Raw genomic sequence first — 25,914 nt, 5'->3', positions numbered from 1 at the left:
CATAAGACTATCCTTTCATATCTTTCAGGTCAAAAAGCCTAAATACATCAATAATTAAGACAACCTTACCATTACCAAGTGTAGTAGCTCCAACTATGCCGGGACTTGAAGCATACTTATCTTTAATAGGTTTTACAACAAAATCTTCTTCTCCAAGAATAGAATCCACAACTATCCCAGCCTTTTTATCATTAACGCTAATGACTATTAAAAACTTCTCATACAGGTTTTGATCGTTATTTATATTAAAAAGCTCATCAAGTCTAAGCACAGATATAACTTCTTCCCTTAAATTATACACTTCATGATCATTTTCAAGAAGCTTAATATTTTCTTCGCTAATTCTATGTGTTTCAAGAACACTATTTAAAGGAATAACATAAATCTCACTGCCTGACTTTACAAGAAGACCTTGCACAATCACTAATGTTAAAGGAAGCTTTATTTTAAAAGTAGTACCAACATTAACTTTTGAATCTATAACAATAGTTCCATTTAATTTCTTAATATTATTTTTAACAACATCAAGTCCTACGCCTCTGCCAGAAACATCTGTAATCTGACTAGCTGTTGAAAATCCTGGTTCAAAAATTAAGTTCAAAATCTCACTCTCAGATAAAACCATATCTTCTTTTATTAAACCTTTCTCAATTGATTTTTGCCTAATAATATCTGGATCTATACCTCTTCCATCATCCTCAATCTCAATTGATATCACATTACCTTCATTCTTGGCACGCAAAATTATATGACCAGCTTTATCTTTACCCTTGCTAAGTCTCTCATCAGCAGTTTCAAGACCATGATCCATAGAATTTCTAACACAATGCATTAAAGGATCTACAAGATCATCTATAACAGATTTATCAACTTCCGTCTCTTCCCCTTCAGTACTAAGCTCTACAATCTTGCCTAGCTTCTTTGAAAGGTCTCTTACCACTCTTGCAAATCTTGAAAAAATACTAGAAACTGGTAGCATTCTTGTCTTTAAAACACTCTCATGCAAATCAGTAATTATCCTAGAGAGTCTACCAGAGGCAAATCTAGAATCTTGAAGAATTTTAAATAGTAAATCTCTTAAACCTACCATATCCTGTAAAGTTTTATCAAGCTTATGCTCCACCAAATTTGCTATTTGGTTTTCAAGAGAGCTTTCCAATTCCAAACCCATATCCTTAAAAATTATCTTTAAATCTACCAAAAAACTATTGCGAAAACTTTCTTGATAATCATAAAAATAATTAAAACTATAAAGGAAAGAGGTCATATCAGAATTTATTTGATTATAAGTTGACTTACTTATAACGGCTTCACTCACAAGGTTTAATATGGAATCTATTCTTTTACTATCAATTCTAATCAAATTGACATTTACAGTTGTCTTCTTAGATTCCTTAGAAGAGGCATAACTACCAACTTCAGTATTTAAATTTACATCCTTAATATTTTTTAAATCAACTTCGTTAATATCAAAACTAACAACAACATCTGACAAATCTACCTTTTTAGAAATACTATCCACTGAGGTATCTGATATTAAATAATATACAATAAAATCAAAAAATTTATCAGCTAATAAATCTTCGGGAATAGATTTATAAACTTCTCCTAAACTTTTTAACGCCTGCAACATCTGAAGTCCAGAAATCGTTGACATAGGATTATCTTTATTGAAATTTAACTTTACCTCAAATAACTTAGCATCACCAACACGCTTTCTTAAACTTATAAGCTCATCATTAGAAAGCCGCACTTTTCCTTCAGACAGAGTATCATAAACAACAGTATTTCTTTCAATTGCCTCTGTTTTTGCCAACTCACTATCAATATCAAATTCATCAATTGCATAACTCAAAGCAACACCAGACAATTTGATCTTTTCCTCAATAGTATTCTTATTTAAAGATATTAAATAATAATCTACTCTTCTTAAAAACTTATCTGCAATAAGCTGTTCATAATTAGGCACCGTATACAGAATTGGTCCTAAATCTTTTAAAGCTTGAAACATCTGTATACCAGCAATTGTAGCCATAGGATTATCTTTATTAAAATAAATACTCACTTTTAAAACTTTTTGCCCAAGTCCAACAACTTCGCACATATCACTAAGATCACGGGAAGAAAGCAAAAATTCATCATCATTTATATTCTCTAAAGATATCTCGGAAACTGTCTGATGCTCGTCTCCTAAAAACCTTCTTAATTTATTTTTAAGCTTGCTTACATCTTGTAAATAAACATCTCCATTCAGACGTGCATCAAGCATGCCTTTTATTACATCAAGTGCATTTAAAAGTAAATCAACAAGGTCATTACATATCTTTAATTTGTTATCTCTAATAGCATCAAATACATCCTCAATAACATGAGTAAAACCTGAAAGTTCCATCATATCAACAGAAGCTGAGCCGCCCTTAAGAGTATGCGCCGCCCTAAATATCTCATCAATAGTTTCTGCATTATTAGGGTCATCCTCTAATGACATAATATTCTCTTCAAGAGTATCTACAAGATTCTGAGCTTCCTCAAAAAAAATCTCTAAAAGCTCTTTGTTTTCTGAATCTAGCATTAGCTTATTTTTCCTACTTTATCTTAATAGAGACTAAATCTTAAAGATTCAGCCCTATTAACAAATTAAATTTATTGTTCTTTAGTACGTGCTCCAGATTCATCATTACTACCCTTTTCTAAGAAATCTTGAAAAGACTCATCTGGCATTGACACATCTTCTTTAATCTTTAAAACTTTCTTAAGAGCTTCCTGTGCTTTTAATTTTCGAAGTGATTCTGCCCCACGTGTCTCATAAATCTTAAATACAGATTCATTATCAATATCAGAATCCAAAGAAACACTTAACTTATCATAAATAACCCTTACATCTTTAACATAAAAAATCAAATTCTGATCTTTTGAGCTATGAGACTTTGAAACTCTAAATGCCTTAAATCTCATCTTACTTGAAGGAAGAGGATAATTAGGAATATTATCTTTACCTGTTATAGCACTTATGCCTGAAAGATAATTAGGATTTGACCACACCAAATCTGCCCAACCTTTAAATCTTAAGGTACCTAAAGGATAAACATATTCCATCCCACTCATATCTTCAAATAAAACTTCAAGATCGACCTCATGACCCAAACTGTAAACAGTAACCTTAACTTCTTTCATAGTTTTAACATTGTCAATTAAACCTTTACCTAAAAATTGATTACCGTCTTCTCCAGCATAAAAAGGAATTTTAAATGGAGGTAAAATCATTGCAGAAGATTGAGAATGACTTGGAAATAATACTCTCACACCTAAGATTGTATCGCCTGCATATCTTTTAGATTCACCCTTAACAACAGCCGGAGCAACAACAGAATTTTTTACATAAGCCTGCATCCTAGATGAAGGGGTTAAAAGAACAGTCCAATTACTTATTCCAAGATCTAAGACCATATCTTCTGCCTTCACAATATTTGAAGCCCCAGAATACACAAGTTCAACATAATCTGTAAGATCAAGCTTAGTTGGGCTTGAATCTCTTGCAAGTTCTGCAAAATCAAGAACTAATTCACCAGGCTCATTTTTCACAGAATTATCACCTGATGATGATCCAGGTACTTCTTGTCCAAAAAGAGAGCTTAAGAAAATAAGAAAAAATAAAATAAAAACAATATTTTTTACTTTAGACATAAAAATCAACTCCTTCTATAAAATAATTTATAGCTTTTTATTTTTAATTTTTACTTACAGTATACCCGAGATTGCCTAAAAATGCCTTAAACATTTAGAACATACCCCTCAATAAAAATAACAATTTTTCTAACATTTCCAGGATAGTTAAAATCAATTGTTTCTTTTAAAGATTTAACAAACAAATTTACTCTCAGTTTATCAGAGTCATTATAACCACCATTTTCAAAAGAATTATAAAACTCTTTTGAAAGATTTATAAAATATACATCATTACTTATAAAAGAATACAAAAATTTTACGTTCCTTGTGCCAAATTGCAAAGAAAACCCCTTACTATTACCCAATAGAAAATCTTTAACTAAAAAATCCAAATTCTCTTTAAGAGTTTTTTTCTCCTTTAAATATCTTAAATCAGCAATCAATTCATTTTCACAATAAAAATAGAAAACTTTCCTAAAGAAGATATTCTCATAATTTAAAAAAATCATACATAAAGAAAATATAAAACTTAACAATAAAAGCGCAATTAGTATCTCAAATGAATATTTTGCTCCATTACGACTAAAAAAACTACAATAAATAGAATTATTTTTCATAAAATTCAATAAACCTAATTAAAGATTTAAGTACTAATATATTTATCTTACTCATATAATTGTAATCCAAAATTAACATAGCATCAGCAATGTTAGATAAAAACCCAATTTCAATTAACACAGCAGGCATACTACTATTTTTAATCACAAACCACTGCTCTTCTCTAATTGATCGAATTTTGGTCTCACATAAAACATCAATAAAAGTCTCATATAAAATTTCAGCTAATTTTTTTGACTCATATTTATACTTAATATCTAGTATATCATTAAGCTCCCTCAAGTATCTATTACCCCTAATATCATATCCTTTAAAATTTCTTACAACTTCTCTTTTGGAATCTTGGGGAAGATACCAAAATTCAATTCCCCTAGCTTCAGGATTTGGCGCATTATTCACATGTATTGATAAAAATATAACATTATGTGGAAAATCTGGTTTAATTGCATTCGCAAGCTCAGACCTATCTCGCAATGGAACAAAAACATCATCTACACGTGTTAATAAAATGTTCCTGTCTAAAAAATAATTACTCAAGACTTTATATAAATGCACAGAATAAGTTAGAGCAAAATCTTTCTCTAAAAAAGTAATATCATGTTCATTGATTTTATGAGTTACAACAGCTCCTCTATCATGTCCGCCATGACCAGGATCAATTACTATCGACATTATTCGTGGCTTACTGTAGCTTTGCAAAGCTCTAAAATGATTTTCAATCTGCATCAAAGCCCTCTTGGTTATCAAAATCTCTCCGTCCTTTAGAAGGATAGGATCTACATAAATATAATAACCAACAGATGAGAAACCATATTCAAAACCTACTTTAAGCTTAAGATGTCCCTTCTCATGTTCAATTGTAAGAATATCATTTGCAATATTAAAGTTAAACTTAAAAAACTTACTATCAAGTGAATCCAGAATATTAACGTAATCAACTTCCTGAGCCTCTAAAAAAAAATAAACAAAGATTAAATTAATCAATAATATTATTTTCCCAAAGTTCAATTGCACTCTTTAAGTCACCTTTAAACCTTAAGCTATTTTTAGTAATTTCATGTTTGATTTCTTTATATTCTCTGCCAAATTTAAAAGGGTTAATGCCATATCTTAAGCATAGTTTCAAAAATCTAAAGAACGAAAATTTTATTCCATTTCCAATAAAAATAGGAACATAATTTTTAAGCAAAAAGATCAAAAAACTTCTATTTTTTGTCAAATCTTCTGGAACATTTAAAGCGGTATATTGTATGCGAAGTTTCCTATAGATATGGACACTTTCCCCAAAATAAATAGCCCTAAGCCCAAAATCTAATCTTTGAAAATATTCATTTTTAATTCTTCTATCAAACCCCCCTAGTTGAACAAATCTCTCTTTAGAGTAAAGACCACAATAATCCATAGTAATTAAACTTTTCTCATAATCCCTCTCAGAATTTATCAAAATTACCTTCAATTTCTGCTGTTCATCAATAGTGGGAATAAAAACTGATGGAACAACTTCCTCTTCTTTGTCAAAAAACTCTCCACCAACAAGAAGCACATTCTTTTTAACTATTTCATCAAATATATTAGGAATCCAAAAAGGATTTAACAAATACATATCACTTTGCAACACAAAAACAAAACTACAAATGGATTCTTTCATAGCTAAGTTGACCTTCTCGCCAGAATTCAAATCATCAGAAAGTAAAATAAACTTCAATTTATCATAACTCTCTGAAATAAATTGAAGAGAATTTCTATTACTTTGCTTTTCAATAGAAATAATTTCTCTGATAAAATCAAAATTAGAGAGAGATCCAAATAAATCTTCTCTAAAAATTTTTGTACCCCTATTTAAAATTACAAAAGAGATTCCAAAAGTTGACTTTTGTACATAATTATTTTTAGACTGAATAACTGTATAAGAATAGTCATTACTCTTAAAATACATAAACTTACTTCAAAAATCCTTATAATTAAACTATAATAACTATATGATAAGCACTAAAATGTTAAAAATAAGTATTTTAAACATCGATCAATTAAAATATAGCATAGTTATTGCCGTTTTAATACTCATAACATTGATAAGTTGCAAAGATAAAAATGTAACCTACGACAAAAGAATAAAAAAAATACTTGATAATAACAAAATTGAATACAGAATAGACAAAGAAAATGATTTTATTGTATCAAAAATCATCAATGATACAAAAACAGAAATAATAGTCCGATCAAAAATAAATTCATATCAAAATTCAAAAACAAGAGAAATATTTGGAATTGTAGAAATATTCGATGTCAATTCAAACAAAATTCAAGAAATATCAGAATCTCTAATGAGTGATAGCTACAATAACCGAGTTTTAGGATCATGGGAAATCATTCATGACCCTGAAAGGGGCAATAATTCTTTAGTATATATTGTCAAAGCTGAAGAAAATGCAAAAGAAACCTTCCTACTTGATGCTCTTGAAGAAGTCGCAGCAACAATATCCATCTTTAAAAAGGTAATAAAGGGTAATGACATAGAAGTCAATACTAAAAATACATCTAATGAAATTGATAATGATACCTTACACAATGAAGAAAAAATGAAAGACCATGCAGAAGAAGAGCTTCAAAAAATAAAAGCCGAGTAACTATTCTACATTTAAAGAATTAACATCAAAATTAAATTTTACTCTGTCACCTACCTTAATTTTAAATTTAGAAAAAGAACCTTCCGGAACCTCAAGAGCATACTTGACCTTATACCTAGAATTTACAACCCTTTGTGAAAAAGGAACTAAACTGTAAATTTCCTTAATAACACCTACAGAATTAATATAAGCAATCTCAAGTGGTACAGGGGTATCTTTCATCCAAAAAGACAAATTCTTCTCTTCTTTAAAAATAAAAAGCATACCATTATTTTCATTTATGCTCTCAGTTCCCATATACCCTTTAGCTCTAGTAACTTCATCAAGCGCAAGCTTAACAAAAAACTTAGTATCATTAATAATAATTTCTTTATCATATACATGATTGGCACACGATATATAAAAAATTAATGCAAAAAGAGCTCTCAGAATCAACGCTCCTTATTAACATAAGACTTTAATGTCATCCTTAAAATATTACTATTCAAAGCAATAATAGAATCACCAACATCCCAAATATAATTGAAAGGAGTTACAACAATAGCATCGCCAAATTTTTCCCTGATACTAAGAACAATAGAGTATTGAGAAATCAACTTTTTATCAAAAACAAAAGTATATGAATAAAGCCTATCGTTATCAAAACTAAAGTAAGCATACCTTATAGGAGTTTTACCTTTAAATTTTAAAATTTGTGTTTTAGCATAAGGAAATTCAACTTCTTCAATATCAGAATACAAAATAGAAGTTTGACGAACATTATCCTCAACAAATTTAACATTCTCTCCAATTTTAAAAGATAAAAAAACAGAAAACAAGTAAAAAACTGTAATTCCCATATGACTTCATCCTTAGAAAAAAAGAATGTAAACAAAAAGCAAAACTATTAAAAAACTCGCAAATAAATAAAGCATAACACTAACATTAAATCCAAAACAGAATCTCGACTTTAAAAAATCATTACTAGTTCTGGACCCCTTCAATCTTGATCGCCGTCTCATTCTAAAAATACGCTCTTGAGACTGTCCTTCTAAAGGACTATAACTACATTTTGGACAACCATTCTCAAATGCAGAAACAATACCTACATATCTACAATTTGGACATTCAAGATCGCCTAGTTTAGAGTGACAATTTAAACACACAGACTTATTAAGTTCAACCTTTCCCCCACAATGTTCACAAAAAACCTCAAAATTGACTTTTTTCAAACTATAATCCTTTAAACACAATGCTTAAAAATTGTATATATTAATTATCATATAAAATATATTAATATATTTAAATAGGAAGACTAAAATGAAATCAGGATTTGTATCAATAATAGGTAGACCTTCAACAGGAAAATCTACACTTTTAAATTCAATATGTGAACACCAAATATCAATTATTTCATCCATACCACAAACAACTAGAAACAAAATAAAAGGAATATTTACAGATAAAAGAGGTCAAATTATTTTCATAGACACACCGGGATTTCATCTAAGTAAAAAGCAATTCAATATAGCACTGATGCATAACGTACATTCTGCAATTAAAGAAACAGAATTAATTCTTTATGTAATTGACATTCAAGATAAACCTGGCATTGAAGAGAATGAAATATTAACAATTATCAGTAAATCCAAAATTAATTTCTTAGTAGTCATCAACAAAATTGATATTCAAAAAACAAAAGAAAGAGAAATAATGATATTTTTAGAAGAAAAAGGAATTAAAAAAGACAATATTATAAAAATCTCTGCTGAACAAAAAATCAATATTGAAGAAATTAAAGATAAAATTTATGAAAATCTCCAAGAAGGACCTCTTTATTATCCAGAAGAATATTATACAGATCAAGAAATGAACTTAAGAACTAGTGAAATAATTAGAGGCGTAACGATTAAAAAACTAAAAGAAGAACTACCATATTCTTTATATATAGAGATCGAAATCTTAGAAGATAGAAAAAACAAACTTTTTATTAAAGCAAATATTATTGTAGCCGTAGAGAGCCAAAAAGGCATAATAGTCGGCAAAGGAGGCAAAGGAATAAAAATAATTGGAGAAGAAGCAAGAAAGATAATATCAGAAATATTTAAAAAGAAATGCAATTTATTCTTACAAGTAAAATTAAGAAAAAATTGGAACAAAAACCCTAAACTAATTAAAAATTTAATCAATTAACACAATAACATCTTAAAACATCTCTTTAAAATCTTGAAACAAAAAACATAGAATGCTAAAATCAAGTTTTAAATAGGGGTAATATTTATGAAAACAGCACACTGGGCAGATTTCTATGCAAAAAAAATCATAGAAGAAAAAGGTGAAAAGGAACAATATACAGTTGCATCAGGCATTACTCCATCAGGCACTGTGCATATTGGAAACTTTAGAGAAGTAATCTCCGTTGACCTTGTAGCAAGAGCATTAAAAGATGCAAACAAAAATGTAAGATTTATATACTCATGGGATAACTATGATGTATTTAGAAAAGTACCTAAGAACATGCCTGATCAAGAATTACTGACAACTCATTTAAGACAAGCAATCACAAGGGTTCCTGACACCAAAACTAATCAATCAAGCTATGCAAGAGCAAACGAAGTGGAATTCGAAAAATATCTACCTATTGTAGGTATTAAGCCAGAATTTATAAACCAAAGTCTAAAATATATGTCAAGTGATTACTCAAATCAAATTAAGTTTGCACTAGATCATAAAGATGAAATAGCAAAAGTCCTTAATAAATATAGAACAACAAAACTCGCTGACAACTGGTACCCTATTAGTATTTTTTGCACCAAATGCGACAGAGATACTACAACAGTAAAAAATTATAATCATTGCTATTCAATTGAATACCATTGCGAATGCGGTAATAAAGAATCACTCGATTTAAGAAAAACATGGGCTGCAAAACTTCCATGGAGAATAGACTGGCCAATGCGATGGAAATACGAAAACGTTGATTTTGAACCTGCAGGAAAAGATCATCATAGTAGTGGGGGAAGTTTTGACACCTCAATAGAAATTGTAAAAATTTTCGGAGGAACTCCGCCCATAACATTTCAGTATGATTTTATATCAATCAAAGGACGTGGTGGGAAAATATCTTCATCATCTGGAGAGGTCGTGTCATTAAAAGATGTCCTTGAAATATATACTCCAGAAGTCACAAGATTCTTATTTGCATCAACAAAACCCAACACAGAATTTTCAATATCATTCGATCTTGATGTAATAAAAATTTATGAAGATTACGATAAATTTGAAAGAGTATATTATGGAATTGACGATATTAAAGAAAGTAAAAAAGAAGCTTTTAAAAGAATTTACGAACTCTCTCAACCAAAAGCACCAGATAAAGAAATTCCATATCAAATTGGTTTTAGACACTTAAGTGTAATTTGTCAAATTTTTGAAGGGAACAAAGATAAAATTTTTAAACTTTTAAATGATGTAAAAGAAAACCAAAAAGAAAAACTTATAAACAAAATTGATTGTTGCATTAACTGGATCAAAAAATTTGCACCTGAAGAATTTAAATTTTCACTAAGAACCACATTCGACAACACTGAATCCTTGGATAGCAACAAACAAGGAGTAACACAATTACTAAATTTTTTAAAAAAAGATTTCAACAATATCACTGAAAAAGAAATTCAAGATGAAATTTATAATATCGCAAGAAGCAATAACATTGAACCCCCATTATTCTTTAAACAAATTTACAATATATTAATTAATAAAGACAAAGGACCGAAATTAGCAGGATTTATTAAAGCAATTGGTATTCAAAAATTTGAAGAAATTGTAAAACACTATATTTAGCTTTAATAATAAATGGACTTATAAATAAAAAGAGATTATTAATTTAAACAATCTCTTTTTATCAATGGTATTTTATAATTTCTTTATTTTTTCTTTCCTTGATTAGCAACAGATTCCATAGCCGCTTTAATCTTATCCTCGTCACCCAAGTAATAATGTTTAATAGGTCTTAAATCCCTATCAAGTTCATACACTAAAGGAATACCAGTAGGAATATTAAGCTTTAAAATATCATCATCACTCATATTATCAAGATATTTAACAAGAGCTCTTAAAGAATTTCCATGAGCAGCAATAATAACCTTTTTTCCCTCAATAATAGCTCTAGCAATTTTATCTGTCCAATACGGTATAACTCTTGCAACAGTATCCTTTAAACATTCCGTTGAAGGAAGTTCACTTTTAGGAATCCCTCTATATCTCAAGTCATGAATTGGATGACGTTTATCAGACTCTTCTAAAGGCATAGGAGGTATATCATAACTACGTCTCCACATTAAAACCTTATCCTCGCCATATTTTTCAGCTGTTTCAGCCTTATTTAATCCTTGCAAAGCTCCATAATGTCTTTCATTGAGTCGCCAAGATTTCTCTACATCAATATAAGATTGACCCAATTCACGCAAAATAATATTTAAAGTATCATTAGCTCTTACCAATACTGAACTAAAAGCAATATCAAAAAAATAGCCTTCTTGTTTAAGAACTCTACCGCCCTCTAAAGCTTCAGAAATACCCTTCTCAGAAAGCTTAACATCAGTCCAGCCTGTAAAAAGATTTTCTTTATTCCATTCACTCTCACCATGACGCACTAAAACTAATTTATACATAAAATCTCCTAAGAAATGTTTTTATTACTTTAATAACACTTTATCAATTATAAATTAACACAAAATCTAACTAATGTTAATACTCAAAAATTCTCTCACAACCATAAATACAATACGTTATTAAAAGATTTTACTAAAAATCTAATACTATTGATTATATTATTCTTAATGATATAATTTACCCTACAAGTCTATAAGTAAATCTATATGATTAAGGATAATACATAATGGAAGAACAAAAAAAGTTAGTTTCACATTACGCAATTGATCATTATGTAAAAAGCGACATGCACCTTGGAATTGGAACAGGAACAACGGTTTTTTATGCAATTAAATATTTAAGCAAAAAAATAAAATCTGGGGACTTAAAAAACCTAAAACTTTACCCAACAAGTAGTGATACAAAATACTTACTTGCAAGAGAAAATATTACATATGAGTCCAAATTTACAAAACTCAGCAAAAATATAGACATAACAATCGACGGAGCCGATGAAATTTTATTAGAAACAAAAGCCCTAATAAAGGGTGGTGGAGCAGCTCATCTAATGGAAAAAATAGTGGCATATAATTCTCATCAATTATTGATTATTGCAGATGAAACAAAAATTGTACAAACTTTAGGAACAAGAGCATCTGTACCAATTGAAATTGTTCCAGATGCTCTTGCATTTATTACAGCAAACTTAGCAAACATGAACTTTAATCCTGTTTTAAGGACTTGTAAGTCTAAATCAGGACCAATAATAACTGATAATAATAACTACATCTTAGATGTAAAAATGAATGTCGAAAACCCTAAAGGGGCTGAAAAATACTTTAAATTACTCCCAGGAATACTTGAAATTGGTATTTTTAACCATCAAAACACTAAGATCATATACTATCAAAATGGACAGATTAAAGAAACTTAAAATTCACTTTAAAAGAATTGCTAACTAAATATTCTCTAATTAACCGAAGATAAAAATCCAATTTAAATCTTTCATGTCCATTCAAATAAAGAATATCATTGCTAAAAACAACTCCTTTACTTAATCTCAAAAGATAATTAATAAAATTACAAAAATCTTCCTGATTATATATAAATCTACGCTTTAAAACAGAAACCTCAAGACCCTTCTTAGTCCCAAGATTTGTAATAAAATGACAAATAAAAAAATCTAAATCACTTAAAATCTCAAAAGCTGCTGTAGATTTCTCAACACCTAAAAAATTATCATCCATCTTAATCACAGCCTTAAGACCATCACCTTTGGAAATAACAAGCAAACTAACAGAATTTACCCCAAGACCCAAATATGGTTTAAGCTCCCAATATCGCAAATTATGTTTACTCTCATGCCCCTTTAAGGCAAAATTTGAAATCTCATAATTCATATAGCCATTGGATTCCAAAAAATCAAAAGCATAAAACCAAAAATCTTCAGCCTTAGCCTCATTATAATTGGAAGAAACATCTTTAAAAAAATCAACAATACAATTTTTCCCATCAACTAGAATTTCTGAAAGACAAATATGTTCAGGAGCACATGCAACTAACTTTACTAAATCATTCCTAAGATGCATTTTTTCTTGATAAGGAATATTAACATTTAAGTCAATATTCAAATCAAAATCAAATTTACGAATACCATTTACTGCGTCATTTATTTCAGCTACAGATATCTCATAAACACCCATCACTTTTAAAAATTTTGAAGAAAAACTCTTTATATCAATACTAATCCTACTAACAGAAAAATCATTTAAAATTGCTAAAAGCGAAGGTGTAATCTCTAAAGGATGTAATTCAAAGGTAAATTCATCCAATGTAAGAAAATCAAAATTTTGAGATAGAGAAGTTAAAAAAGATTCTAAATCAGAATCATTACCAAGCCCGGAGGTTTCGTATTTAATATAAAGGGTCTTAATTTGTGGAGACCCCAAAACCTTTAAATAATAAGACAATTCTTGCAATATTTTATCAAAAAAAACATAACTAAAACACTTGGTGAGATCAATATAAATACTTAAATCCGTTAAACGCAAAAAATTCACTACTTTATAAACAGCCTTTAAAAAATTTAAGTTTAATTATAATATATATAATGATAGCATCAATTATAATGAATTTAAATAACTTCAATATAACACGAAAAATAAAAACAAGAGGTTTGAATGTCTAAAGACTATTACAACATACTTGGAATACACAAAAACGCTACAACAGAAGAAATCAAAAAAGCCTATAAAAAATTAGCTATAAAATATCATCCTGACAAAAATAAAGGAAACAAATTTGCCGAAGAAAAATTTAAAGAAATAAATGAGGCTTATGAAATTCTCTCATCTCCTCAAAAAAAAACCAATTATGATAATTTTGGAAGTGCAAATTTTAATAATAATTTCAACACAGAGGGATTTAGTAAAGGATTTAAGAATACTGACTTTCATAATTTTGAAAGCTTCGATTTATTCTCTGAGATTTTTGGAGGAGCTACAAGAGGCACACTTAAAGATACAGAGATAACTATTAAAATTTCACTATATGACGCTTATATGGGGGGTAAAAAATCAATATTAATAAACAACGAAAAAATTGACATTAATATTCCAAAGGGAACAATTGAGACTACTAAATTAAAGTTTAACGGAAAGGGAAACATAAATCCAATTTCTGGGAAAAGAAGTAACCTAATTATCAAATTTGAAATATCAAGTTATAAAAATTTTACTTTAAAAGAACGAAATTTAGAAACAAAAATTAATGTATATCCATGGGAAATAGCTTTGGGTAGTGAAAAAGTCTTTGAAACAATTGAAGGTAAAAAAATAAAGATAAAAATTCCAAAAGATACAAAAAATGAAGAAATACTAAGTTTAAAAGGTCTTGGCATGCCTGCACTTGGCAATACCAATAAAGGGGATCTCAGAGTTAAACTAATAGTAGATGTTCCTAAAATCATTAACGATGAAGTAAAAAAAATATATGAACGACTAAAAGAAATATATAATGAGAAATTTTAAACAAATAAATGCTCAAAATTTTTCAAGCTTTTCTCCCAGTCAAGCTTAAAATCATTAAGCCTGTTTATTTTAAGTTCATATTCCTTAATTCCATCTTCAATACTATTAAAATTTTTATTAACATCTACTGAAAATTGAATAATATCACCTTGACGAGGAGAAAGACTAAAGAAAGTAAACTTCCAACCTCCGGAATTTATAATAGATATTATCCTTTTCTGAAAAACACAATCTGATATTAAAACAAGTTTCTGAAACTCTTTTCTACGCAAATAAATAAACTCATTCCACTCATTAAAAATAGCACCTGGCAATTCATCTAAACCAATCTCAATAATATTACTTATAGACAAAAGAATATTAAGGGTCTCTAATAAATTCAAATAATAACTCTCAAAACACTGAATAGTAATATCTAATAAAGAAATTTTAACAAGCAACTTAGATATATCAAGACTATGATCTTTCATAATTTTTGATATTCTTTCTTTTGCATATTCTATAACAAATTTTTTATGTGTATCTTTAATATACTCACTTACCTTAACCTGCTCCACCTTTTCACAATACTCATCAATTTTCTTATTAATTAAATCCAAACTACTATTATTAGCCTCATTAGAAAAGAAATCAATCGTATTTGCCAATCTTTCCAAAAACTCTTCTTTAATAAAAAAAGTGGCAATTTTTATGCAAGAATATGGGGTTTTATTTTTTCTATCAAATTCCTCAATCTTTTTCTTAAGATCTACCCTAAAATTCAAATATCTAAGTCTATCTAAAAATTTATTAAAAGTATCTTCATTATTTAAAAGTACATCATATTCTAAATTTAAAAATTCTGATGACGGATAATATTTTTTTATCAAATTTTTAATAATAACCAAAGCATCACAAAATATTTTCTTATTAATATTTAAACTATCATTTAACTTTGAAGAAGTAATAGCAACTCTAGCAATATCTTTATGAACTTTATCTAAAAAGATAATCTTACTTTTAAGCAAATTGGCATCATTAATAAGACTTGACTGTTCCTTATAAGAATAATAATTTATTAAACTATATCTAAAAATACTAAAATTTAAATGTTTTTGAAAATCAAAAAACCTATAAAACCCCAATGAACCAAAATCAAGAAACTTCATATCATAATATTATAACAAAACATCTATTTAATTTTTTTATAACAACTTAGAAGAATAGGAGAAGCTATAAAAATTGAAGAATAAGTACCAACAACAACACCTACCATAAATATTAGAGAAAAATCTTTAATAGCTCCCTCAGTAAACACATAAATAGAAAGCACTGCAACGAATGTCGTCATAGATGTCAAAATAGTTCTTGATAAAGTTTGCTTAATACTTACATTTAAAATATTTAAAAATAAAGTATCTGTCATATTCCTAAAATTTTCCCTAATTCTATCAAAAATAATTATCGTGTCATTTAAAGAATACCCAATAATTGTCAATATAGAAACGATTATTGAACTATTTATTTCTATCCTAAATATCCCTAAAAAAGCAACTACAAAAAGTATATCATGTATCGTTGCAAATATTGATGCAACAGCATAACTCAACCTAAATCTCAACGCCACATAAAATAAAATAAGTGTAAATGTTAAACAAACCAATAACATTGATTTTGTCCTTAAAATAGATGAAAAATTCGAATCAATAAAATAAGAATCAAGAATTTCAACATTGGCACCAAACTCAGTATTCAATTTATCAATTAATGTACTGTGAATCTCTTTTTTTAAAGCATAATCAGTAATGTCTGACTTCACTATAATAGAGAACTGACTCTTAGACTCATCACTTGAAATAATTTTATTAACATCAAATGTTTTATAAACTGAAGAGAGTATTCTTTGTATATCATAATCTTTAATACCTGATTTATCTATTACAAAATTAATGTTAACTCCTGAAGAAAAGTCTATTCCCCAATTATAACCACCATGATACATAAAAGTATAAATAAAGCCTGATAAAATCATACAAAAACTAACTATAATAACTTTATTTCCATATTTTAAAAAATTAAACACCTTTTGCATAATTTGAACTCCAAGAGATACTTAAACATTTGCTTTTACTAAAAGACATAATAAATTCCAAAATAAACCTTGAAAAGATTAAACTACTAAAAAGTGATGCTACAATCCCTATAGACAAAGTCCAAGCAAAACCTTGAATAGTCCCGGTTCCGAGAAGAGTTAAAAAAAGCACAGCAATAAATGTTGTAATATTTGAATCCATTATTGCCCAACAAGCTTTTTTAAATCCATCATCAAATGCTCTCTCAAATTTTCGACCATTTCTAATCTCTTCCTTAATCCGCTCATAAATAATTATGTTAATATCAACAGCCATACCCATCGTTAACACAAGACCTGCAATACTTGTAAGAGTCAAAGTAAAGTTAAATGCCGACAAAATTGCCAATATTAAAAATAGATTATAAATAACCAATGAAAAACCCGCTACAAAACCACTTATCTTGTAATATGCCAACATAAATAAGAAAACCAAAACAAGCGCAAGAAGAGATGCTTTTATTCCAAGTTTAACTGTTTTTTCTCCAATAGTAGGTCCAATAACTCTTAAATCATCTATCTTTATTTCAACTGGAAAAGCTGCTGTTTTAAAAACAAGTGCAAGCTCACTAGCTTCGCGCTTATCAAAAGAATCCCCCTGAATTGAAACATTTCCACCAGCAATAGCATGACTAATATTAGCTACTGATTTAATTTTTCCTTCCATAACTACAGCTAAAGCTTTACCAATATTTTTTTTGGTAATTTCAAAAAATTTTTCACTTCCCTCATTATCTAGATTAAATGTAACCACATCTCTACCTGTCTTGTGATCGTTTAACACCCCAGCATCACTAATATGGGAACCATCAAACGAACTCTCAACACTAGAATCAACAACATAATAACGAACTGTAGATTCATCATCAATACCATAAGAATCCTTAACATACCAAGGAAAAATTTTCTTATTCTCTCCAAGTCCCATGCTATTTTTAATATCAGAAATTGAGTAAAGAGGTCCAGCTTCTAGTATTTTAGTATTAAGAACAGAAGTAGCCTCATTATCAACCACATAAAAGAGCAAATTTCCTCTACCACTTAAAAGAGAATCAACACGCTTCTCATCCCTTTCTCCTGGAACATCTAAGAAAATCTTATTTCCACTTGCTTCCCTCGTAATCTTAGGCTCTGTAAGCCCAAAGGTATCTACTCTATCTTTAAGTATTTGCATTGTACGGTCAAAAGCTTCTTCCTTTTCTTGAAAACTCAAAGTTCTTCCCAATTTTTGTTCAAGACCTGAATAATCAAGAGAAATAGTAACACTCATTCCTCCAGACAAATCAAGTCCAAGTTGTATTATTCTGTTTTTATTCCTCTTTATCTCTTCATAATACCTATAAATTTCAAGACTAAGTTCTTCAATATCAGCATCTGTTAAAAACCCATCCCTTAAGACTTTGACATTATCAAAAGATTTGGGAAACTCCTTTCCATAAATCTTATAGTTATTTTGAGCAATTGGAATTAAATACTTCAAATCATCTGGAATTTGAGCATTAGGATTCTTTTGATACAACTTTTTAAGTTCAATAAGTGAACTCAATGCCTTATTTTTAGAATAATCCCTTAAAGCCTCTTTTGAATATGAACTAATTTTTTTATCCTCATCGTTAGTAAAAAAATACCATTTTAGAGTAGGAAATATTAAAAGATAAGCAAATGATGTCACACATAGTATTAATATAAATTTAGAGACTTTATTCATAAATAACACCCTTATTACATTAATTTAACTTAAATATCATGCTAAATGAACATTCAAATTAACATTACATATTAAATCGCTTCTAACGCCTTAATTTTTATCTTTAATTTCGTCAAGAATAACTCTTTCAACTGAATTTTTTATAAACCTTACCTCTGAAGTTGGACTAAGTTCAAGCACAACTTCAGAATCATTAACCTTTTTAACAATCCCAAAAATTCCACCTATAGTTAAGACCTTATCACCCTTTTTAAGGTTTTTGATCATATCCTTTTTTTTCTTCTCTTCTTTACGCTGAGGCGATATTACTAAAAACCAAAATATAGCAATTACGGGAATAAAAACCAATAAACTCCTAAAAAAACTACTGCTATGGCTAAAATCTTGCAATAAAAACATAAAATTTCCTAACATTTAAACATAAGTAACTTTTATACTAGCAATATTACCTGGATAAACTACTCCAAAGAGGAGCTTGAGCTCCTCTCTTTTACTATAACTAGATTTGCTAATCTTATTATACCTGTCAATTAAGTACTCAATAAGAGTATCATCATTTTTACAAAGAGCCTTGCTAAAAGCACTTCTATAAAATCCAAGTTCGCAAAGCTCCTCTACACTCTTATCTTTATGCTGACTTAAAAGCTCTTTATCTACTATTGCCTTAGAACCATCATAACCTATACAAAAGACAAACTCATTTTCACTCAAATCTAGCTCCTTACTGCAATAAACATCCTAATCAAGGAGAAATTTGTGTAAAACTAACTTACATCATTCCCATTCCAGGATCCATAGGATATCCACCACCAGCATTACTCTTTTCCTCTTTAACTTCAGTAATAGCACACTCTGTTGTCAAGAGCAATCCTGCAATTGAAGCCGCATTTTGAAGAGCACTTCTTGTAACCTTAGCAGGGTCAATTATACCACTCTCAATCATATTTACCCATTTAAAACTCGCTGCATCAAAACCAAGTCCTTTTTTGTCAGTTTTAATCTGATGAATATAAATAGAACTCTCAAATCCAGCATTAGCAATTATTTGTCTCATTGGTTCTTCAAGACTTCTCTTCACAATCTCAAAACCTTGCTTCTCCTCATAGCTAAGTTTACTTGTATCAACTGTATCAAGATACATAGCAACTTCAATAAGAGTTGACCCACCACCAGGAACAACACCTTCTTCAACAGCAGCACGAGTTGCAGATAAAGCATCCTCAACCCTGTGTTTTTTCTCTTTAAGTTCCAGCTCAGTAACAGCACCAACATTAATAACAGCAACTCCACCAACAAGTTTTGCAAGACGTTCTTGGAGTTTTTCTTTATCATATTCAGAACTTGTCTCTTCAATTTGTTTTTTAATAAGCTCTGCACGCTCTTTGATTTGCTCTTTATTTCCAGTATTAATAATTGTAGTATTATCTTTATCAACTTTTACTGATTTAGCCTGACCAAGCTGCTCAAGTTCAACATTCTCAAGAGTAAGTCCCAATTCTTCACTAACAAACACTCCTCCAGTAAGTATTGCAATGTCTTCAAGCATTGCCTTACGTCTGTCACCAAACCCAGGAGCTTTAATTGCACAAACCTTCAAAGCCCCACGAACACTATTTAGAACAAGTGCAGCAAGAGCATCTCCCTCAATATCTTCAGCAATAATTAACAAAGGCTTATTTGTATTTAAAACTTTTTCTAGCACTGGCAAAAGTTCTTTAATCGTACTAATCTTCTTCTCACATATTAAGATATAGGCATCATCAAAGCTTACACTCATATTTTCTTTATTTGTAGAAAAATAAGGAGATAAATATCCTCTATCAAATTGCATGCCCTCAACATAAGAGATTGTAGTATCAAAAGTCTTTGACTCCTCAACAGTAATAACTCCATCTTTTCCAACTCTGTCCATAGCTTCAGCAATTTTTTCACCTATGGAAGTATCATTGTTTGCAGAAATAGATGCTACCTGCGCAATTTCTTCCTTAGTAGTAATTTTTTTAGCTGATTTACGAATTTTCTCAGAAGCTAAAGCCACAGCATGCTCTATCCCTTTTTTTATTCCAATTGGATTAATCCCAGAAGAAACATTCTTAAGACCCTCTCTTGCAATTGCATAAGCAAGTACAGTAGCAGTAGTAGTTCCATCCCCAGCTAGATCATTTGTTTTAATTGCAACTTCTTTTAAAAGTTGTGCTCCCATATTTTCAAGCGCATTATCAAGCTCAATTTCACGAGCAACACTCACTCCATCTTTTGTAACAGTAGGAGAACCAAATTTTTTATCAATTAAAACATTTCTCCCCTTAGGACCAAGGGTTACTTTCACAGCATTTGATAATTTTTCAATACCGCTTAGTAAACTTTTTCTAGCATCTTCATTAAAATATATGTCCTTAGCCATAAATTTGACTCCTTTTAAGCATAAAATTTAAAGTTAAATTAAATATCACATTATAAATGTTAGTATGAACTTCATACATATCACTATAAAAATATAAAATTTTTTTACTCATTAATCAAGACAAAATAACATAAAAATCAAGAAACCTCTTTGCAGCAATTTACTGTAAAATCAATACCAGTTATACTAATCTAATATATACTTATGTAAAGATTTTTTATGATGTTTAGAAAATTTAGAAATTCAAGAACTTATATTGTTATCATTTCAATAACTGCATTTGCTGAGAGTAAATTATATTCCATTTTATCAAATACCAAATATTTAATTGAAAACAAAAATCTCAGCTATAAGATACATTGGATATTCCCAACATATTTTTTTGAAATTTTAAAATTAAATCCAGAATTAAATGAATGGTTCTTTAACAGACTCAAAAATAATGAAGATATTTATATTCCAAGTACATACAGCGGCAGCCCCCATGAATACATGTTACATGATGAAATACACGTAGATCTATACTGGTCTTTAAAAAACCCATTTAAAAGTGGATATAAAGACTTATTTAAGGATAATCCACATACATTTTACGTATACAATATGGAAAAATTAAGGAAGAGAGTACTTGAACTATATAGAAAACTGAATTTTAACTATATAGAAGGAATAAGAATTACAAAAAATAATAAAAAATATTTAGTTTTCTATAAAAATAACTGTCAATTTTTATCAGAAATTCAAGAACCTGAAACACAAAAACAAAATATTGATACGCTTATTTACTTTCATGAAATTAAAGACATCTATAACAATCAAGAATTAAAGAACTTTTTACTATCTTTAAAAGGACTAGATGCAAACTTTTACAGTATTAAAATACAAAATTTAGAAGGCAAAAAAATAACCACAGAGCTCTTAGAAATCCCAGAATTTAACTCATTAAAAGAACAAGCAATAATACTACAATTTCAAAACAAAAGATTAAAAGAATATCAAATAAATGAAATTTCTTTAAAAGAATTTTTAGTTAATAAAAATTTTGAATATCATTCGACTAATCTAGAACCTATTACAAGTAAAAATATTGAATATAACATGGAGGGCAATTTTACACTATCTCATGAAAAATACCATGTAAAGTTTGAAGAAGGCAAACTAAACAAAATCAAATATAAAGAGAGAAAAGCTGAATTTTTAGATTCTTGCAGAACGTACATTAAAATCTTATCACAAAAAGATATAATTATAGAACCAACTATTGAAAGTTCATTTTCATTTTCAAATGAAAAAATCGTAGGAATTAGGCAATACTTAAATTTCAATACAAAAGAAAAATCAATAATTGATTTCTTCCTAGACGAAAACCTTGCAAGCTTTTTTATATCGATTAAAATAGCATGGCCTTCTGTTATAACTTGTAATAATAAAAGCCTAAAACTCAGTAACACAAATTATTTACTTGAATATTCAAGTCTAGAGATACCCATTTTCGAAGTTGAGAAAGGAACAAACTTAAAAATTACTGCAAAATACAATGATTTTGATACTTATGAAAAAATTATTGAAACAAAAAAAGACATAAAAGGATACATTAATGGCACAGAATTCTTAATATCTAAAGGAAACGATCAAAACAGTAATTTTTTCATAAGTTTTTTAAATATCGAAAAACATATTATATACACAATTAATTATAAAATCGCAAAAAGAGGTTTTAAGAGATGGTTTATTTTAAATATAGGAGGATCTTACAATACAATAAAAGCTGAAGATTTGAAAAATTATTCTTTGAGTTTAAATTTGCTATTACTCCCAATTAATAACAATTTCGATAATAAAATCAAGATAAACTCAAAAATAAAAAACTTACTTTTTTACCCAAATATAAAAAAAAATGAAAATAAATAGCTATCAGTAGCAAAATATTAATAAACCGTTATAAAATTATTTCTATAAGGACATTAAAGTACTTAATCTTAAATAATAAAGGGTATTATATATGAACAACAATACAATAGAGGTACATTCCACTTTAGAAAAAGTCGGAATTACTAATGACCCTATCTTGCTAAAATCATTAACAACAGAGTTGGGCATGAAAGCCTCACATTCAAGAAATAGAATAATTCTACACATTGCCTCAAATCCAAAAGAGTATTTTACAGCAAAAGAAATTTACAATAAATTAATAAAAGAAATACCAAGTTTATCAAAAGCAACAGTGTATAATACATTAAACATTTTAAAAGAACGTAATATTCTTAAAGATATAAAAACAACCGATCAAAAAGAAACAAGATTCTATCTAAGTTTGACTTCTACAATAGCTCACTTTAAATGCAACAAATGCAATCAAGTCTATCCCATCCAACTTGATGACATTAAAGATATTCTGAAAGACAAACTTGGAGAAGAATGGAAAACCAAATCCATTGAAATTATTTACTCAGGATCATGTAATAATTGTTATCAACAATCTAAAAAAGAAAAATCTAATATTGATTATGAAAATAATTAAAGGAAAGCAATATATGAATATAAAAAACACAATTTTTATCTTGATATTCTTACTTCTTTTAATAGTAGTAGGACCAAGAATGAAATTTAGAAATGAATTTGAAGAAACCAAAATTCCCAATAAACTTGGAGAAATTGATCAATACTTACTAACTGAAGAATCCAAGTTCAATCTAGAAGCAAATACAAAAAAAGAAATCATATGGAACGGGGATCAAAAAAGAACAGAATACGCAGTAATATATATTCATGGATTTGGAGCATCTAAAAATGAGATTTATCCTATCCCAAATAACATAGCAAAAGCATTAAACGCAAATATCTTCTTTACAAGACTCAAAGGACACGGAATTAACGACAAAAACGCATTTAAAGACGTCAAAACTAAAGACTGGCTAAGAGATATTGATGAAGCCATTCAAATTGGACAATCAATAGGAGAAAAATTAATACTCATTGGAACCTCAAACGGTGGAGCTTGTGCTATTTGGGCATTAAAAAACTACCCAGACAAAATATATTCTGCCGTTTTAATATCACCTAATATTTATCCTAAAGATAAAAGAACAAGTTTAATTTACTATCCTTGGGGACGTCAAATTGCTTACCTTATAACAGGTGGATATAATGAACTTGAAATAAGGCAAAATAAAAGAATAGAACATGAAGAGCTCACACCATTCCATTCACCAATACGACAAGTCGATTCAATAATTGCAATGATGGGCCTTGTTAAATTAATTAATAATAATGGTTTCAATGAGATAAAAACTCCGCTAACAATAGCTTATTCCCCAAATGACCCTACAGTAGATTCTCAAACAATAAATAAATTCATAAGTGAATATGGGGGATATAAAAAAACAATACCAATAATCCTTGTTGAAAGCTTTCACTCCCATGTTCCTGCAGGAAATCATAGTTACAGGAGTGCTCAAAATACATCTTATTTAACAAAACATGCGGTTGATTTTATTAAAAATATAAAAAGCAAGTGATATACAAAAGTATACACTTGCTCAAAAAATTAAACCTGGAATTAATTACCAAGAATTTCTTCAATTTCATTTTTAAGCACACTAACACCAGGACCATAAATCACCTGCACGCCACTATTCTTAATAAGGATTCCCTTTGCTCCTGTATTCTCCAAAGTATTTTTTAAAACTTTAAGCGAATCTTTCACAGTAACTCTAAGCCTTGTAGCACAACAATCAAGTTCAATAATATTATCACTACCCCCAAGTCCCATAATTACTTGAGATGCAACATTATCTCCCTTGACATTTGCATCAGAAAGAAATGTGTCATTAGAATTTATAGTATCTTCTCTCCCAGGGGTTTTATAGTTAAATTTAGATATTAAAAAAGCAAAACTAAAATAATATAGGAAAAACCAACAAACACCTACCAATGGAACTAAAACCCAATTTGTTCTTGCATTCCCCTGCAAAATTCCAAAAAGAATAAAATCAATAAATCCTCCAGAAAAAGTCTGTCCTATTGTGATTTGTAAAATATGAGCAAACATAAATGCAAAACCATCAAATACTGCATGAAGCACATAAAGAACTGGTGCCACAAAAAGAAAAGAAAATTCAAGAGGTTCTGTTATTCCTGTCAAAAAAGAAGTTAAAGCTGATGAGAATAAAAGACCAAAAACCTTTGTCTTTTGATTAGGCTTTGCAAGGCGATAAAGCGCAAGAGCAGCACCTGGTAATCCAAACATCATAGTAATAAATCTTCCACTCATAAAACGACTAGTTCCAATAAAAAATTTATCAGTACTATGAGAGGCAAGTTCAGCAAAAAAGATATTCTGAGTTCCTTCAACTAACTTACCATTAATAATTTCAGAACCACCAAGACCTGTTGTCCAGAAAGGCAAATAAAATATATGATGCAGTCCAAAAGGACCAAGCATTCGTAAAAAAATCCCGTAAATAAGAGTACCAACATATCCTGTTGCATCCACTAAGACACCCATTTTGCTAATCCCAGCTTGCATGTATGGCCAAAATATAAACATACATACAGCAAGAAGAATATTTGAAAAAGAAACTATTATTGGTATAAACCTAGAACCTGAAAAAAATCCAAGAACTTTTGGAAACTCAATTTTATTTAACTTATTATGAAGATAATAAGTTAAAATGCCAACAATAATTCCTCCAAAAACACCTGTTTCTAAAGTTCTAATTCCAAGTATTAATCCAACAGCTCCTTTTGAGAGTTCCTCGGAATTACTAAACATATCAATTAAAATACCAATAGTAGAATTCAAAACAAGATATCCAATAAAAGCAGCAAGTCCTGCTGTTCCCTTGTCTGATTTTGCAAGTCCAACGGCAACTCCAATTGCAAATATTGGTGGCAAATTAACAAAAATAATAGCACCGGCGGTACGCATTATATTAAACACTGACTGAAGAAAAAATACATTCAAAAAAGAATATGTGTTGACAGTTGCCGGATTAGATAAAGCACCTCCAATACCCAAAAATAATCCTGCTGCAGGAAGAATAGCAATAGGCAACATAAAAGAACGTCCAAATTTTTGGGCATTTTCAAAAAATTTTCCCATAAAACCCTCCTATATG

25 protein-coding genes are annotated in these 25,914 nt (G+C 29.0%); 8 read left to right on the top strand and 17 right to left on the bottom strand.

The features are described 5' to 3' along the window. Positions 1 to 7: 7 nt before the first annotated feature. From bvRMA01_RS03395 to bvRMA01_RS03375, 5 genes are all read right to left on the bottom strand, one after another. Positions 8 to 2,572, bottom strand: coding sequence for a chemotaxis protein CheA (locus tag bvRMA01_RS03395; protein ID WP_247032191.1), 2,565 nt, complete (start codon positions 2,570 to 2,572; stop codon positions 8 to 10). 71 nt (positions 2,573 to 2,643) lie between these two features. Next, the gene (locus bvRMA01_RS03390; protein ID WP_247032190.1) at positions 2,644 to 3,684 is read right to left on the bottom strand and encodes a flagellar filament outer layer protein FlaA; all 1,041 of its coding nucleotides are present in this window, start codon (positions 3,682 to 3,684) and stop codon (positions 2,644 to 2,646) included. An 86-nt stretch (positions 3,685 to 3,770) separates the two neighbouring features. After that, a complete protein-coding gene (locus bvRMA01_RS03385) occupies positions 3,771 to 4,283 on the bottom strand; it encodes a hypothetical protein (RefSeq protein WP_041178583.1) in 513 nt (170 codons plus the stop codon). Then, positions 4,273 to 5,268 (bottom strand): N-acetylmuramoyl-L-alanine amidase family protein, encoded by a 996-nt coding sequence (locus tag bvRMA01_RS03380; RefSeq protein WP_247032415.1) that lies wholly within the window; start codon positions 5,266 to 5,268, stop codon positions 4,273 to 4,275. The genes bvRMA01_RS03385 and bvRMA01_RS03380 overlap by 11 nt, the downstream gene beginning before the upstream one ends. Further along, positions 5,261 to 6,220, bottom strand: coding sequence for a hypothetical protein (locus bvRMA01_RS03375; RefSeq protein WP_247032189.1), 960 nt, complete (start codon positions 6,218 to 6,220; stop codon positions 5,261 to 5,263). Before bvRMA01_RS03375 ends, bvRMA01_RS03380 begins: the two co-directional genes overlap by 8 nt. Before the next feature lie 58 nt (positions 6,221 to 6,278). Here bvRMA01_RS03375 and bvRMA01_RS03370 point away from each other — a divergent pair, with 58 nt between their 5' ends. Further along, on the top strand, positions 6,279 to 6,911 hold the full coding sequence (locus bvRMA01_RS03370; protein ID WP_181005555.1) for a hypothetical protein: 633 nt from the start codon (positions 6,279 to 6,281) through the stop codon (positions 6,909 to 6,911). Here the strand turns inward: bvRMA01_RS03370 and bvRMA01_RS03365 are convergent, their stop codons facing one another. Genes bvRMA01_RS03365 through bvRMA01_RS03355 form a run of 3 tightly spaced genes read right to left on the bottom strand, consistent with a single transcriptional unit; the run spans position 6,912 to position 8,122 of the window. Continuing rightward, positions 6,912 to 7,346, bottom strand: coding sequence for a DUF192 domain-containing protein (locus tag bvRMA01_RS03365; protein ID WP_011772598.1), 435 nt, complete (start codon positions 7,344 to 7,346; stop codon positions 6,912 to 6,914). Next, on the bottom strand, positions 7,343 to 7,750 hold the full coding sequence (locus bvRMA01_RS03360; RefSeq protein WP_119024244.1) for a hypothetical protein: 408 nt from the start codon (positions 7,748 to 7,750) through the stop codon (positions 7,343 to 7,345). Before bvRMA01_RS03360 ends, bvRMA01_RS03365 begins: the two co-directional genes overlap by 4 nt. 12 nt (positions 7,751 to 7,762) lie before the next feature. Beyond that, positions 7,763 to 8,122 carry a hypothetical protein gene (locus bvRMA01_RS03355; protein WP_162884363.1) on the bottom strand — a complete coding sequence of 120 codons (360 nt, stop codon included), beginning with the start codon at positions 8,120 to 8,122 and terminating at the stop codon, positions 7,763 to 7,765. Between the two features lie 88 nt (positions 8,123 to 8,210). Between bvRMA01_RS03355 and era the strand changes: the two genes are divergently transcribed. Next, the gene (gene era / locus bvRMA01_RS03350) at positions 8,211 to 9,083 is read left to right on the top strand and encodes a GTPase Era (protein ID WP_247032188.1); all 873 of its coding nucleotides are present in this window, start codon (positions 8,211 to 8,213) and stop codon (positions 9,081 to 9,083) included. Between the two features lie 87 nt (positions 9,084 to 9,170). Continuing rightward, on the top strand, positions 9,171 to 10,733 hold the full coding sequence (gene lysS / locus bvRMA01_RS03345) for a lysine--tRNA ligase (RefSeq protein ID WP_247032187.1): 1,563 nt from the start codon (positions 9,171 to 9,173) through the stop codon (positions 10,731 to 10,733). A gap of 83 nt (positions 10,734 to 10,816) precedes the next feature. Here the strand turns inward: lysS and gpmA are convergent, their stop codons facing one another. Continuing rightward, the gene (gene gpmA, locus bvRMA01_RS03340; protein ID WP_247032185.1) at positions 10,817 to 11,563 is read right to left on the bottom strand and encodes a 2,3-diphosphoglycerate-dependent phosphoglycerate mutase; all 747 of its coding nucleotides are present in this window, start codon (positions 11,561 to 11,563) and stop codon (positions 10,817 to 10,819) included. Between the two features lie 227 nt (positions 11,564 to 11,790). Here gpmA and rpiA point away from each other — a divergent pair, with 227 nt between their 5' ends. Then, a complete protein-coding gene (gene rpiA, locus bvRMA01_RS03335; RefSeq protein ID WP_247032183.1) occupies positions 11,791 to 12,477 on the top strand; it encodes a ribose 5-phosphate isomerase A in 687 nt (228 codons plus the stop codon). Here rpiA and psgB read toward each other — a convergent pair. Then, the gene (gene psgB / locus bvRMA01_RS03330) at positions 12,464 to 13,603 is read right to left on the bottom strand and encodes a HemN-related non-iron pseudo-SAM protein PsgB (RefSeq protein ID WP_247032181.1); all 1,140 of its coding nucleotides are present in this window, start codon (positions 13,601 to 13,603) and stop codon (positions 12,464 to 12,466) included. The genes rpiA and psgB overlap by 14 nt on opposite strands. A gap of 120 nt (positions 13,604 to 13,723) precedes the next feature. On the opposite strand from psgB, the gene bvRMA01_RS03325 reads away from it, so the two are divergent. Then, the gene (locus bvRMA01_RS03325; RefSeq protein ID WP_247032179.1) at positions 13,724 to 14,572 is read left to right on the top strand and encodes a DnaJ C-terminal domain-containing protein; all 849 of its coding nucleotides are present in this window, start codon (positions 13,724 to 13,726) and stop codon (positions 14,570 to 14,572) included. On the opposite strand, the gene bvRMA01_RS03320 is transcribed toward bvRMA01_RS03325, so the two are convergent. From bvRMA01_RS03320 to groL, 6 genes are all read right to left on the bottom strand, one after another. Beyond that, positions 14,569 to 15,720, bottom strand: coding sequence for a hypothetical protein (locus bvRMA01_RS03320; RefSeq protein WP_247032177.1), 1,152 nt, complete (start codon positions 15,718 to 15,720; stop codon positions 14,569 to 14,571). The genes bvRMA01_RS03325 and bvRMA01_RS03320 overlap by 4 nt on opposite strands. A gap of 23 nt (positions 15,721 to 15,743) precedes the next feature. Further along, on the bottom strand, positions 15,744 to 16,643 hold the full coding sequence (gene secF / locus bvRMA01_RS03315; protein WP_247032175.1) for a protein translocase subunit SecF: 900 nt from the start codon (positions 16,641 to 16,643) through the stop codon (positions 15,744 to 15,746). After that, positions 16,627 to 18,390 carry a protein translocase subunit SecD gene (gene secD / locus bvRMA01_RS03310; protein ID WP_247032173.1) on the bottom strand — a complete coding sequence of 588 codons (1,764 nt, stop codon included), beginning with the start codon at positions 18,388 to 18,390 and terminating at the stop codon, positions 16,627 to 16,629. The genes secF and secD overlap by 17 nt, the downstream gene beginning before the upstream one ends. 90 nt (positions 18,391 to 18,480) lie before the next feature. Beyond that, complete coding sequence (gene yajC, locus bvRMA01_RS03305; RefSeq protein ID WP_330730112.1) at positions 18,481 to 18,789, bottom strand: preprotein translocase subunit YajC; 309 nt, start codon at positions 18,787 to 18,789, stop codon at positions 18,481 to 18,483. A 15-nt stretch (positions 18,790 to 18,804) separates the two neighbouring features. After that, positions 18,805 to 19,101 carry a hypothetical protein gene (locus bvRMA01_RS03300; protein ID WP_247032169.1) on the bottom strand — a complete coding sequence of 99 codons (297 nt, stop codon included), beginning with the start codon at positions 19,099 to 19,101 and terminating at the stop codon, positions 18,805 to 18,807. A gap of 58 nt (positions 19,102 to 19,159) precedes the next feature. Continuing rightward, positions 19,160 to 20,794, bottom strand: coding sequence for a chaperonin GroEL (gene groL / locus bvRMA01_RS03295; protein ID WP_247032167.1), 1,635 nt, complete (start codon positions 20,792 to 20,794; stop codon positions 19,160 to 19,162). 222 nt (positions 20,795 to 21,016) lie between these two features. On the opposite strand from groL, the gene bvRMA01_RS03290 reads away from it, so the two are divergent. From bvRMA01_RS03290 to bvRMA01_RS03280, 3 genes are all read left to right on the top strand, one after another. Continuing rightward, entirely contained in the window at positions 21,017 to 22,705 is a 1,689-nt protein-coding gene (locus tag bvRMA01_RS03290) for a histidine kinase (RefSeq protein WP_247032413.1), read from the top strand. Positions 22,706 to 22,796: 91 nt separating this feature from the next. Further along, complete coding sequence (locus bvRMA01_RS03285; protein ID WP_011772582.1) at positions 22,797 to 23,315, top strand: transcriptional repressor; 519 nt, start codon at positions 22,797 to 22,799, stop codon at positions 23,313 to 23,315. A gap of 13 nt (positions 23,316 to 23,328) precedes the next feature. Beyond that, the gene (locus bvRMA01_RS03280) at positions 23,329 to 24,312 is read left to right on the top strand and encodes an alpha/beta hydrolase (protein WP_247032165.1); all 984 of its coding nucleotides are present in this window, start codon (positions 23,329 to 23,331) and stop codon (positions 24,310 to 24,312) included. A 41-nt stretch (positions 24,313 to 24,353) separates the two neighbouring features. Here the strand turns inward: bvRMA01_RS03280 and bvRMA01_RS03275 are convergent, their stop codons facing one another. Then, entirely contained in the window at positions 24,354 to 25,898 is a 1,545-nt protein-coding gene (locus tag bvRMA01_RS03275; protein ID WP_247032163.1) for a PTS transporter subunit EIIC, read from the bottom strand. Between the last annotated feature and the right edge of the window lie 16 nt (positions 25,899 to 25,914).

This window comes from Borrelia venezuelensis (assembly GCF_023035835.1).
Taxonomy (GTDB): Bacteria; Spirochaetota; Spirochaetia; order Borreliales; family Borreliaceae; genus Borrelia; species Borrelia turicatae.
The sequence above is the reverse complement of the archived record's forward strand: the minus strand, read 5'-3'. Positions and strand labels throughout refer to the sequence as shown.

Excerpts from the sequence above, each read along its gene's own strand:
- secD (WP_247032173.1), bottom strand. The coding sequence starts at position 18,390 with ATGAATAAAGTCTCTAAATTTATATTAATACTATGTGTGACATCATTT.
- bvRMA01_RS03395 (WP_247032191.1), bottom strand. The coding sequence starts at position 2,572 with ATGCTAGATTCAGAAAACAAAGAGCTTTTAGAGATTTTTTTTGAGGAA.
- lysS (WP_247032187.1), top strand. The coding sequence starts at position 9,171 with ATGAAAACAGCACACTGGGCAGATTTCTATGCAAAAAAAATCATAGAA.
- bvRMA01_RS03375 (WP_247032189.1), bottom strand. The coding sequence starts at position 6,220 with ATGTATTTTAAGAGTAATGACTATTCTTATACAGTTATTCAGTCTAAA.
- secF (WP_247032175.1), bottom strand. The coding sequence starts at position 16,643 with ATGCAAAAGGTGTTTAATTTTTTAAAATATGGAAATAAAGTTATTATA.
- rpiA (WP_247032183.1), top strand. The coding sequence starts at position 11,791 with ATGGAAGAACAAAAAAAGTTAGTTTCACATTACGCAATTGATCATTAT.
- bvRMA01_RS03325 (WP_247032179.1), top strand. The coding sequence starts at position 13,724 with ATGTCTAAAGACTATTACAACATACTTGGAATACACAAAAACGCTACA.
- yajC (WP_330730112.1), bottom strand. The coding sequence starts at position 18,789 with ATGTTTTTATTGCAAGATTTTAGCCATAGCAGTAGTTTTTTTAGGAGT.
- bvRMA01_RS03275 (WP_247032163.1), bottom strand. The coding sequence starts at position 25,898 with ATGGGAAAATTTTTTGAAAATGCCCAAAAATTTGGACGTTCTTTTATG.
- bvRMA01_RS03320 (WP_247032177.1), bottom strand. The coding sequence starts at position 15,720 with ATGAAGTTTCTTGATTTTGGTTCATTGGGGTTTTATAGGTTTTTTGAT.
- groL (WP_247032167.1), bottom strand. The coding sequence starts at position 20,794 with ATGGCTAAGGACATATATTTTAATGAAGATGCTAGAAAAAGTTTACTA.
- bvRMA01_RS03370 (WP_181005555.1), top strand. The coding sequence starts at position 6,279 with ATGTTAAAAATAAGTATTTTAAACATCGATCAATTAAAATATAGCATA.
- bvRMA01_RS03290 (WP_247032413.1), top strand. The coding sequence starts at position 21,017 with ATGTTTAGAAAATTTAGAAATTCAAGAACTTATATTGTTATCATTTCA.
- bvRMA01_RS03385 (WP_041178583.1), bottom strand. The coding sequence starts at position 4,283 with ATGAAAAATAATTCTATTTATTGTAGTTTTTTTAGTCGTAATGGAGCA.
- bvRMA01_RS03360 (WP_119024244.1), bottom strand. The coding sequence starts at position 7,750 with ATGGGAATTACAGTTTTTTACTTGTTTTCTGTTTTTTTATCTTTTAAA.
- bvRMA01_RS03390 (WP_247032190.1), bottom strand. The coding sequence starts at position 3,684 with ATGTCTAAAGTAAAAAATATTGTTTTTATTTTATTTTTTCTTATTTTC.
- bvRMA01_RS03280 (WP_247032165.1), top strand. The coding sequence starts at position 23,329 with ATGAATATAAAAAACACAATTTTTATCTTGATATTCTTACTTCTTTTA.
- era (WP_247032188.1), top strand. The coding sequence starts at position 8,211 with ATGAAATCAGGATTTGTATCAATAATAGGTAGACCTTCAACAGGAAAA.
- gpmA (WP_247032185.1), bottom strand. The coding sequence starts at position 11,563 with ATGTATAAATTAGTTTTAGTGCGTCATGGTGAGAGTGAATGGAATAAA.
- bvRMA01_RS03285 (WP_011772582.1), top strand. The coding sequence starts at position 22,797 with ATGAACAACAATACAATAGAGGTACATTCCACTTTAGAAAAAGTCGGA.